Genomic DNA, 11,244 nt, shown 5'->3' with positions numbered 1-11,244 from the left:
ACATGTACCTAATAAAATGGGGAGTTATCAAAGAAATGGCATTTTTAATATGGCTAAATAACCTATCGGACAAAGGAAATAATGCATTTACGGGATAAATAGACCGTTTTGTTTTAAGAGAATATGGGCAAATTATGCGGTGAATTGTCGCCCTCTTGGGATCACAGACAAGCGGTTAAAGAAAGGCTTTGGAGATCGGGACTGTCTGAAAATTTGGTAGTATTCTGAAAAATTGTCTGTCACCAGACTGCTGGAATGAGCTGTGAATAACTCCGAATTTTCCAAGCCATAGATCGAAAGTTCTTAGAATGTCCATTTTATGGTGTGGAGCGAATGACTGATTTTCTCTGCAGCTTGGGATATTACGTAGACGTAAAACGAGTAAGAGGACTCTAAACACTTATGAGCTAAAACTTGGTTTGCGCCACCTCCATCTTTTGGATATCCTCTCTGATAGAAATCATCTTTCCAGAAACACCCAAGACAAATTTCATTCCTTTGTATCTTCATCTAGTGTTTTACAGCCGCCATACGGACATGTATATTTGTCCATACACAACTTAACTTCTTTTTTTGAGAGAATTCCAAAGCTCATTCTCCTTTCGTAATGCGTTCCGTAACCAGAGAAATCGTGCCATCAAGAACAGCAAGCCACCGGCGATGAAAAGATAGGCGGCATAAGCGAGCCAAGATAGCCCCCAGGGCGGCAGTACACGGATATGCATTTTGCGAGTTATCTTCATCCCGTAAAAATCCTTGTTTGCCGCCTGCGCACTCAGTACGTACTCGCCGGATGGCAGGGGGGCTAAAAGGATGGCTACCCTCCGTATGTACTTACAAAATGAATAGATTGAAGGCCGCTGTGAGCTTGATAACAAAGAAACATAAAAGCAATTGATGGAAACTTTACACAAAAAAGACAAAGAAGGAACAAAGAAGAAGCTAATCCAGGCAGCCGGAGAAATTTTCATGGCCAAGGGTTACCAAGGTCTAAAAGCTGCGCCGATCGCCTATCTTGCGGGTGTAAGTAAGACTTTGATCTACCGTTATTTCGGGACTGTCGAGGAGCTTTTTAAAGCCTATCTGGCTCAAAAGGACTTTTGGCTATCCATGGAAGGTCAGGTGGAAGAACTCCTCGATGCCAGCCGACACGATTTTGGGAAACAGCTTGCCCAACAAGTGTTGGAAGCGCAAATCGCCTATTTTTACCAGAATAAAGAAATGCAGGAAATTATGCGGTGGCAGATCGCTGAGCCCAACCAACTTGCCATAACTTTGGCCAATTCCCGCGAACTGCTGGGCGAAGAATTGTTGAGCCTGAGCGATCCTTACTTCAAAGATTCAGGGGTTAATTTCCGTGCCTTACTTGCCGTGATCGTGCCCGGAATTTACTATCTCGTACTGAATGCGAAGGTGAATGGCAGCACATTTTGCGGGATTAATATTAATAAGAGAGAGGATATGGAGGAGGTTCAAAAGGCTGTAAAACAGGTTATCGATTGGTGTTACGAGAAAGCCGACTCCTGAAAATGAAAGCTATATTTCACAAGGGAATAAATAAGCTGGAATAAAATAATTGTGCATGTTACGGTTTGGCAAAAAAAGTAAACATAAATTTCATCGATTTTTAAAAATCGATGAAATTTATGAATTTCTTGATCGACGCCTATCCGTTTGTTTGTGATTTACCGGAGTATAACTGCGCTGGATTTGTCAATAAACTGGCTTTCAGCGATGTGATGATCATCGATAGCTTCCTGGAAAATCACAAAGATCTACCCTACACTTCTGAGCCAGATGCAGCAACCGGCGTTTCTATAAAAGCTAATATTTTGCTCAATGTCAACCGGCCGATCAATTCGGTAGCGGGGAAAAACATAGTGATCAATCGCGTTGGTGACAGGTTAACATTTACAGCAATTCCGACGACAGAGCCTCAGGTTTCAGTTAATTCTACAATATCGATCACCACCAACAGAACGAGCGACCTGGCAGGTATAGCTGGCTATTATGGTTGATCGACAAAGGCGCTTTCCCATAACCGGACTGGCAGAAGCACCCTGCTTTAGTGCCGCCTTTGACTACATAACAAATAAGCATTTTGCGATGGAACATTTTAATGAATTTAACTTAAACAACTCCTATGAAACGAAATTTTCTATTATTGACGATTGCCCTTGCTTCCGGGTTTGCAACGTACGCGCAGACTAAAATAAAGGATGGTACCGTCGTCAGCCCGGCGTTGCCAAATGTAAATGCTGTCCTAGAATTAGAAAGCACTAACAAAGGGCTATTGCTTCCAAGGGTAACTTTGGAGCAGACATCAGCGGCCAGTCCTCTGAATGCACATGTTGCTGGTATGGTAGTATATAATACCGCTACGGCCGGCGATGTGGTGCCAGGCTACTATTACAATGACGGCAGCCAGTGGGTTAAAGCGTCCGGGAGTGCGGGTACCAGCAGCGAACCCTGGAATGTTCAGGGAAGCAGCACGCCAGCAAGCGCTAATAGTGAGAATATTTATCAGACAGGGAATGTTTCGATCGGGAAAAATTCGTCGGCTGTGGGATCCAGTACCCTTCAGGTGTATGGTTCGGTATCGACACCGATAAGATCTGTAACGCAAAGTACTACTCTGACAGAAGAAGACTACACGGTTGTGTGCCGCCAGTCGTCCGCCATAATCATCAGCTTACCTGACCCAACCACATGCGCAGGCCGGATGTATTATATCATCAATAATGGAACGCAGGCAGTCACAACAAATTACGCTTTTGAGGTGGCGTCGGGCGTCAGTCAGAGCACGATTCCTGTTGCCGTTAATGGTATCAATAGTCCTAACCCCAACTTCGGACAGAAATATTTGTTGCAAAGTGACGGGACACAGTGGGTGCTGATTTCTCTGGGATAAAATGGTTTGCTATCAGCAACAAATCGATTTAGTCAATCTCCCAGCAGAAAAAACCTAAACAAGCATGAAACCACAAAATATTTGGGCACGTCTTATTGCAATTATTTTTGTCACTCTCCTTTTAAATATACCAATCATATCATTTGCACAAACCGGGGCAGGCAGTGCAACGGTAGACAACAGTGTTCGTACTTCGTCGATTGGAGAGACAACCTTTGAATACTCAGAAACGCTTTATCTGGGTCCGAATGCAGTTTGGAATATTAGCGGAACGCACATCATATACAGCAAATATATATGGATAGCCCCTACCGCGGTTATTGAATACAACGGTGTTGGTTCGATCGTTATCGCCAACCCGGATGAGAATCCGTTTTACCCTGATATGACCGGCCCTACCACCATTGATGGTAACAATGGTAGCCCAATAGGTGCGATTGTAAAGCATCAGAATCCCAATAATATCATTCTGGCGGACATTCAGGACCCCGGATACGGTACAGCGAACCCTTTGGGCTCCCTGGCCGCGGGCCTTCACTTTCAAAATGATTTCATTTTCGAAGTCGATGGAGGTGATATCTTACTGAACGGAAATGATTTAACCACCAGTGGGCTTGGCCAATTACAGGGTTTTGGCCCCAATCGAATGGTAAGTACGGGGAACAGCGTCACAGGGCACTTGATCAGGCTGAATTCAGCAGCTGTTTCCACAACCTATTTCCCCGTGGGCATAGCCGAAGGGGATTACACACCCGCGTATATAACCGGGGCTAATGACTATCACGTTGCTGTGACGGACTATCCGGGCTCTGGATTGCCCATTAGCGAGCCACAAGAAGGGATGGACCGGGCATGGCATATTTACGGCGGGGAAGCCTCCGGTATAGGACTGCAGCACAATTCCCCTGACACAGATGGGAGTATGTATGTTGACGCTGATGCGTTTATAACCCGCTATCAGGGTGGCACGGCATGGACTACCGGGCTCTCCGAGCAAATTGCTACCGGCATTCACTACAATAACGGGGCAACGGCTGCAGGAATTCCCTCAATAGCGACAGCAGATGGCGCGTGGTTGACGAAGGCAAGTGCAGAAACACCTTTGCCTGTCACCCTGGCTGCATTTAAAGCGACACGGGAAGGCGGTACTGTTTTACTACACTGGGAGACTACCAGTGAGAGAAATAATAGGCAGTTTGATATTGAGCGTAGCAGCAACGGGAAATCCTGGAGCCGGCTGGGATCGGTAATGCCTGCCTTGCTAAATGGCAATAGCGATACAAGGCTGACATACCAATTCATAGATTCTCAATCTCTTAATGGTTTGAATTATTATCGTCTCAAACAGATTGACCTGGATGGCTCGTATTCGTATAGTCAGATTCGAACGGTTCAAATGGACGGGGCAATGTCATTGAAGGTTTATCCTAACCCAGCGATTTCGAATATACAACTGATGGGCTTGAAGGGAAATGCCGGTGTTTGTGTTTTTGATAACTTAGGGCGCCAGGTATTAAACCTGGACAATGTCAGGGCAGGTCAGTCATTATCAATCAACAAGCTCCAAGCGGGGCTCTATCACCTTTTAGTGACAGAGCAAAGTGGGGCTATATCACATCTGAGGTTTGTGAAGTGAGGCTTGACTGACATTGATCCTTTATTAACTTCATATCAGTAGCTGCCGGTCAAACACATATTTTTTATAACGTTGAGTAATCAGTCACTCTGGCGGCGCTGCCGCCAGAGTGACTTAAGTATACAGCTGCGACTATAGGTTTAACGAAAATAATAAAACCCCGCTCTTCTATTATTTTCGGTTACTATAGGCTTCAATGCATGTACCTGGATGATTCTCATTCTATTTACCATTCATCCTGGTCGCAGCATGTATCTCTCCTGTTTTGTAATCCTGAAGTAAACCAATAACCTCCCATTCTCCAGCGGTAAATCCATTTGGAAGCGAAATGTCAACCTGCCCAGTCCCTGTATTACTGAGCTTGATAGAGTTGAACCTGTTTACGACCTGAACGTGCCGCAATGTACGTCCACCATTTTCACCGCGTTTGATTTGACGAATTGCGTTCTTTTGAACGATTGCTATCGTTAGGTTAACATTCTTGTTTCCAGATGCCTCATATGTAAGGGTCATTTTCCCTGCTTCTGGTTTTCCAGTTAATTTCAATAAGCTGGTCGGGGCTCCTTGCAGGCTATTATGGAGAACATTCGTTAAGGCTGCCTGGTCCGACCCGACAAATTCAGTTTTGCCGTTGACGACTACTTGTGGTGTGTAGACTTGCGCATTTAGCTTTTTGGCGTACCAATATTGGCGTTTGGTGTGTTCGGGACTGCTGAAAACGTCCCTCCATCCCTGGTGATCCCAGTAGTCAATGTGGTAAGCAAGGATGTAAATCGGTTTGTCACCGGCTTGCTTCTGAACATTTCCAAGTAACTCATCAGCGCGCGGGCAGCTGGAACAGCCTTCGGATGTGAATAATTCCAGGACTACGAAGCCGTCACCTTTTGCGTTTCTTTTATCAGTTGGTTTCTTAATTGCGGCTCCGCTGGAAAGCGTTACCATGAATAACAAGCTAACTGCCAGCGCCAAAATGCTTTTTGTCTTTTCCATAAGTTTTGATTTTTAATTGTGATCCAAACCTATGGTCTACCGGTGCTAAAAACGAGAAAATTCAGGTTGAATAGGACGATTGAAACCGCCAATCAGACATGACGGTCGTGAAAATTTTAAGTGCTAACGGTTCTCCATCCACGCAAGAAACGATGGCGTTTTCTCCTTGTTGATCAGCAGTTGATCAGGCGTTTCTATAACAAGCTTAACATATAGTTTTCGCATAAAATAATGCTCAATTTCCTTGATCGCAGAAAAGTTGACCAGATACTGCCGGTTCATCCGGAAAAATTGCTTCTGGCTCACAGACGCTGCGATCTGATCGAGAGATTGGCTCAGTGAAAATTCTTGCCCATCGAAACACATGATCATTGATGTTTCATTCCGAATGTAGAAAAAGGCGATCTGTGCGGTTTGGACTGTCGTGTATTTCTGATGTTTGAACACCAAAAAACTGGTTTTCTCCGCTTGCGGAGCCATCCTGTTCAGTAACTCGCTCAGGTCAGGAATTACTTTTTGCTGGAAAAAGTTTTTCAGGTCGTCGACTTTGTTGAGTGCGCTTTCAATGTTTTCTTTCGCGAATGGTTTCAGTACGTAATCCACGCCATTCCGTTTGAAGGCTTCGAGCGAATACTCATCGAAAGCGGTACAAAAAACGACCGGACAAACGATCTCCACGGATTTGAAAATCTCAAAACTTAGTCCGTCGGCCAATTGAATGTCCATGAAAATCAAGTCTGGCTGCGGTTCCGCCGAAAGTGCTTCAACCGATTCTTCGACGCTCTGATACGGACCGGTGATTTTGGCTGCCGGACGCAGTTGTCGGAGCATGTTTTCAAGGGATCTGGCTGTTTTCAGCTCGTCCTCAATGATTACGATGTTCATAAATGACAGGAAGTTTAACCTTAAATAGGTCTTGGTCGTTAATTACCTCCACCTTTTTATTTAATAAATGACTGTATTTGAGCTCAATGTTTTTCAATCCCACGCCCAGGGAATCTTCCTTGTTCTTTTTGAGCTGAACCCGATTTTCAACAACAATGCTTTCACCCTCCAAGAAAATGCGGATCTGTAAAGGCCGGGTTAGTGAGACAATGTTGTGTTTGAGGCAGTTTTCAACCAGTAATTGTAATGTAAATGGTGGGATTAACGTATCTGTAACGGCATCATCAAGTTTGTTTTGGAAAATAAATCCATCTTCAAACCTGGCCTTTTGCAGAAAAATATACGCATTCAGAATCTCCATTTCTTCTTTCAAAGGAATCAGATCCAGCTTGCGGCTTTCCAGCGTGTAGCGGTAAAAGTTGGCGAGTTTTAATATAAAATCCACCGATTGCTGATCGCCGGTTTCGACCATTGCTTTAAGCGTATTCAGGCTATTGAACAAAAAATGCGGGTTCACCTGCTGTTTCAAGAGGTCATATTGCGCACTTAGGTTATCGTTTCGAAACCGCTCCAATTCCATGCTCACATGCTGGTTTTCATAATTCTGTTGCAGCATATTCAGGAACATATAAAACACAAGATTGATCAAAATCCCTCGCACTTCCACCATTAGCATGGCAGGACCGAAATCAATATGCGAAAGGATAAGCTGTTGAATATAAGCCAGTCCAAGCATAATGACAAGACCAAATGCTAGTGAGTTGAGCAATTTAGAATATGATATTTGCTGTCCCTGCGGCCGGTTGCTTTTTTGCGAAAGCATGTAAATATTGAAATACCACATAATCACAGCAAACGCAGCCGTAATACCCGCATTCACAGCCGCTTCCAATGGCACAAACTGGTTCGAAGCCAACTGAGGTACCGAGGAAAGCAAACCGATCACAATGGAACTGGTCCAAATGATTTTGTTTGAGACTTTGAAAGCTGCTTTTGTTACCATATCAAATAAGTCGGTCAATGTGCGATTCCAGTTTCATTAAGGAAAAACGGCGGCTCGTTGGGAAGTTATAAATTTGATCCGCTCTTCCTTTTCCGGTCGGTCGTCACCAGGCTGATAACCTTTCTCGCTCTGGAAATCATAGTCAAAAGCAAATCGCGCCTCATTTCTTTGTACAACTTTCAAATGCTCTATGGAATAAATGTCTCCATTCATATTGGTACCGTACCATTGAGGCATTGGTTTTTGTTTCCAGGTTACCAATGTATAGTGTGCGCCAATGTTTGGTTTGGACAGTGAATCAGAAGCAGCTTGCAGGGCAAGCTCATTTCCATACAGCATTGAAATAGTGCCCTTCTTGTTATTAATGATAGATTTAATCACCATCTGATTTCCGGCATCATACAGGTATTCCGGTGCCAGATGAGCAGTGTTGCGGTCGTCGCAGGACAGCATTAAAAGTACCAGCGCAATGATACATAGTGAAATGGTGGATTTCATTTTGATAGAATTTATTTGGTCGGGATGTTGAATACAAAATCATTTTCAGGTGCCAGCAGCCGGTGACAATTGGCGCAAGTCTGCTCGAACAGGATGGTTTTGCCAGAGGGTTTCAGATCAAGTCCATCGAATTTGGCAAATCCCCATCCTTCGGTTGCGCTGTATTTCTTGCTGTCTTTGATCATGAACTGTGCATTTTGAAAGTTGCCGGGCAACACATTTCCTTCTTTATCCTCCGCCTGCTTTCCCCAAACAACCTTTACAATTCGTGCTCCGTCGGGAAAAGGAAGCTGGCGATTTTCAATGGCTTTCACCATAATGTCGTTTCCGTAGACGATCCGCATGCTGCCACCGTCGAATTTGTCGGTAAGGCTGATAATCTTCCAGTTTTTGTAGTCCGCGGAATAGGGAATCCCATTTAAGGAAACCGGCATTTTTTCAGCTAAAACTTTTTGAATTGAAGAAGTTTTAGCAACAATCCTGGCTGTATCAACCTTATGCCGTCCGGGAAGCGTGTTCACATATTGTTTCAAAACCGCCAGCTCAGATTCAGACACCTTGCCACCCGGATGCGCCAGCTGGTAACGTTTCAAAGGCATTTTCTCCTGCTCGATCGCATTCACCATTTCCCAAAGCAACAATTCCTGTACACCCACCGGATTCTTATCCCATTCCGAAAAATTAAACCGCGAGCGCGCCTCATTAACATCATGCGCAACCAGGAAAGACGCCGGCGCAATCTTATCAAACCATTCCACTTTTGCTTCATTGGAATGGCAATCATAACAAGCCCGCTCCAATATCTGCTTCACATCGGTCGGAACCGAAATCTCGGTCGTCACAGGCGGGTTTTCAATGGAAGGTGAGCTTACCTGCAGTCCCAAAAAGATCACAACGACCATGATCGCCGCACCTTTGTAAAATGTTAACCCCAGTTTTTTCATTTTAATGTAATTATCTGACTACCAAAGCTCAAATTTATATTGGATCACTTCCATTCCTGAGCTACAAAGCCCTAAGTCAGACAAAGTTTACTGTGAATAAGACATTGATAAAGGTGAGTTAGACAGCGAAAAACTTAAACTCGGACAATTGTTTTACGCTTTGTCTAATTCACCCTCCTAATCGTCCGGTTCGAGGTCATTCTGATATCGCTGCACTTCAAAACACCGCAATTTCGCCTCTGAACTTAAAAACAAAACGATCATGAAAACTTCAAAAGTTATCTATTGGACAGGCGCAGCATTGACTTCATTATGGTTTGGTGCAAGTGGCTTTTTTGAACTGACCAAAAATCCTCTGGTTTGGGAAATCACGCAGCAACTCGGCTATCCTGCCCATTTCATTTATATTCTGGGCGTAGCCAAACTTTCCGGTGTGGCCGTGCTGCTGACTCCCAACCGATTGTTAAGATTAAAAGAATGGGTTTTCGCAGGTGTGTTCTTTGACATCATCTTTGCATTCTTTTCAAAACTGGCCGTCCTCAGCTTGCCCTCCACCATTGACGCAGTCATTGCATTTGTAATGGTTACCGTCACTTATGCAATGTTCAGAAAGCTGTATCCCGCTACTTACAGCAGGATTTAGTTCGTACTAAAAGCAGTAGAGGTTAGAACCAGTCAAGTCAAAAACACGAGGCGATGACTGGTTTTTTTGCATTTATTCGCTTTGATCTTTCATTACTTTTTCCCGGTGCTGTTTCCCCCAACTAATCATTTCCAAAATGATTCCACCAAACGACATGCAGTAATCCGTTTCCGTATACTCAACTAAAACGGGCGTATCGGGCGTGACGGTGCGTTTAATCAGTTGATTGGCTTCCATATCCTTTAATTCCTTGGACAACATCCTCGTCGTGATACCGGGAATACTTCTTTGAATATCCCGAAAACGCCTGTTGCCATTGCATATTGAATTGATAATTAAGAGCCTCCATTTTCCACCAATGACGTACATGGTATCCTGCAGTGCCTGAACTTCCTGCTTCTGGTTTCTCGGATCTGACAGGATTTCTCCCGCCTTCCTGATCTGTTCTTCATTCATTATGCTGCTTCTTTTCGGTGCCAATCATTACGATGAACATGCAAAGAGCACAGGCGGTTCCCACCTGTGCTTTGCTTCAATGAATGCAAATTCCCTAAATTGTCAAAGACTCATACCGCCGTCCATAACGATTTCTGCGCCTGTAATAAAGCTCGAAGCGTCTCCGGAAAAGTAGGTTACCATTTTAGCAACATCGTCGGCACTTCCGATTTTTTTCAGCGGAATGCGCTCGATCATCCAGTCGTCCAATGCCAGGCGGGCTGCCGGATCCAAGCCCATTTTATTCAAAATTTCAGTCTGCGTCGGGCCGGGACTGATTGCATTCACCCGGATCTTCCGCGGTGCCAGTTCAATCGCCGCAATTTTCATTATCGCATTCAACGCCGCCTTACTGGAGGTGTAAATGGAAGAATTAGCGCCATTCATGCCGACAACATTGGACGACAAAAACACGACTGAAGCGCCCTCATTCAGGATCGGAATGAATCTGCTGAGCGTAAAATAGGCCCCTTTGAAATTTACGTCAATGACATAATCGAAGTCATTTTCCGTCGCGGTTTCAATTCCCGCGCCACCTAGCACACCTGCATTGATGAACAAGATATCAAGTTTACCAAATTGTTCGCTAACCCGTTTTACCAGCGCTTCGATATCTGCAACTTTACTCTGATCGCTCACAAAACCAGTTACACCAAGGTCAGCTGCTGCTTCCTGTATTACATTTTCTCGTCGGCCCGTAATGATTACATCTGCCCCCTGCGCTTTCAATTCTTTTGCAGCCGCATAACCAATGCCGCTATTCCCGCCAGTGACCAGGGCATTTTTCCCTCTTAAATTTTCCATTTGTCTCTTGAATTATTTTTTTGACAAAGGTAAATAGTATTTGGTATCATTATTATACCAGTATACTCTGTGATATCAGCTCACCATTTAACTTTGTACAATTCTGTTTTTCAATATGCGACATTAAACTGGAAAATTCGGAGCCATGGATCACCGCATTTCGGTAGTTAATTACATTGGAAGAAATTGACCGTTTAAATGAATCGTTGTTAGCTGTTTAACTCTTAATGACTAATGATCTATTAATGGTCAAACTGTCCGAATTTTCCACCAAGAGTTTGAAGTCTTTTTTAACAAGGACGATTTCGCAGTGTTTTGCAGTTGGTTTTTGTTAAAATCTTTTTGAGATGATAACAATCGCTGAATCGGATCAAAAAGTCAGCCTGCTTTGTGGGTAACTTTTGTATGGCGATGTGTATACCAAGTTTCACTGCG

Annotated in this window: 12 protein-coding genes; 5 read left to right on the top strand and 7 right to left on the bottom strand. The window is 44.1% G+C overall.

Features of this window, described 5'->3' with window-relative positions:
• The first annotated feature begins 897 nt into the window (after window positions 1–897).
• The 4 genes from LZG71_RS02115 (at window position 898) to LZG71_RS02100 (ending at window position 4,547) form a co-directional block, all read left to right on the top strand.
• Entirely contained in the window at window positions 898–1,527 is a 630-nt protein-coding gene (locus tag LZG71_RS02115; protein WP_233816500.1) for a TetR/AcrR family transcriptional regulator, read from the top strand.
• Between the two features lie 119 nt (window positions 1,528–1,646).
• Window positions 1,647–2,018, top strand: a complete 372-nt coding sequence (locus LZG71_RS02110) for a hypothetical protein (protein ID WP_233816498.1) — start codon at window positions 1,647–1,649, stop codon at window positions 2,016–2,018.
• A 125-nt stretch (window positions 2,019–2,143) separates the two neighbouring features.
• Window positions 2,144–2,911, top strand: a complete 768-nt coding sequence (locus LZG71_RS02105) for a hypothetical protein (RefSeq protein ID WP_233816496.1) — start codon at window positions 2,144–2,146, stop codon at window positions 2,909–2,911.
• Window positions 2,912–2,975: 64 nt separating this feature from the next.
• On the top strand, window positions 2,976–4,547 hold the full coding sequence (locus LZG71_RS02100; protein WP_233816494.1) for a T9SS type A sorting domain-containing protein: 1,572 nt from the start codon (window positions 2,976–2,978) through the stop codon (window positions 4,545–4,547).
• A gap of 222 nt (window positions 4,548–4,769) precedes the next feature.
• Here the strand turns inward: LZG71_RS02100 and LZG71_RS02095 are convergent, their stop codons facing one another.
• From LZG71_RS02095 to LZG71_RS02075, 5 genes are all read right to left on the bottom strand, one after another.
• On the bottom strand, window positions 4,770–5,537 hold the full coding sequence (locus tag LZG71_RS02095; RefSeq protein WP_233816492.1) for a thioredoxin family protein: 768 nt from the start codon (window positions 5,535–5,537) through the stop codon (window positions 4,770–4,772).
• A gap of 123 nt (window positions 5,538–5,660) precedes the next feature.
• Complete coding sequence (locus tag LZG71_RS02090) at window positions 5,661–6,422, bottom strand: LytTR family DNA-binding domain-containing protein (protein WP_233816490.1); 762 nt, start codon at window positions 6,420–6,422, stop codon at window positions 5,661–5,663.
• Complete coding sequence (locus LZG71_RS02085; protein WP_233816488.1) at window positions 6,403–7,425, bottom strand: sensor histidine kinase; 1,023 nt, start codon at window positions 7,423–7,425, stop codon at window positions 6,403–6,405. Before LZG71_RS02085 ends, LZG71_RS02090 begins: the two co-directional genes overlap by 20 nt.
• Before the next feature lie 36 nt (window positions 7,426–7,461).
• Entirely contained in the window at window positions 7,462–7,923 is a 462-nt protein-coding gene (locus tag LZG71_RS02080) for a hypothetical protein (RefSeq protein WP_233816485.1), read from the bottom strand.
• A gap of 11 nt (window positions 7,924–7,934) precedes the next feature.
• Window positions 7,935–8,867 carry a heme-binding domain-containing protein gene (locus LZG71_RS02075; protein ID WP_233816483.1) on the bottom strand — a complete coding sequence of 311 codons (933 nt, stop codon included), beginning with the start codon at window positions 8,865–8,867 and terminating at the stop codon, window positions 7,935–7,937.
• Window positions 8,868–9,129: 262 nt separating this feature from the next.
• Here LZG71_RS02075 and LZG71_RS02070 point away from each other — a divergent pair, with 262 nt between their 5' ends.
• A complete protein-coding gene (locus LZG71_RS02070) occupies window positions 9,130–9,510 on the top strand; it encodes a DoxX family protein (RefSeq protein ID WP_233816481.1) in 381 nt (126 codons plus the stop codon).
• Window positions 9,511–9,582: 72 nt separating this feature from the next.
• Here LZG71_RS02070 and LZG71_RS02065 read toward each other — a convergent pair whose 3' ends face one another.
• Window positions 9,583–9,966 (bottom strand): helix-turn-helix domain-containing protein, encoded by a 384-nt coding sequence (locus tag LZG71_RS02065; protein WP_233816479.1) that lies wholly within the window; start codon window positions 9,964–9,966, stop codon window positions 9,583–9,585.
• Between the two features lie 102 nt (window positions 9,967–10,068).
• The gene (locus tag LZG71_RS02060; protein ID WP_233816477.1) at window positions 10,069–10,809 is read right to left on the bottom strand and encodes an SDR family oxidoreductase; all 741 of its coding nucleotides are present in this window, start codon (window positions 10,807–10,809) and stop codon (window positions 10,069–10,071) included.
• Window positions 10,810–11,244: the final 435 nt, after the last annotated feature.

It is taken from the genome of Dyadobacter sp. CY312, from assembly GCF_021390535.1.
Taxonomy (GTDB): domain Bacteria; phylum Bacteroidota; class Bacteroidia; order Cytophagales; family Spirosomataceae; genus Dyadobacter.
Note: the sequence above shows the minus strand (reverse complement) of the source record. Positions and strands in the feature narration are given on the sequence as shown.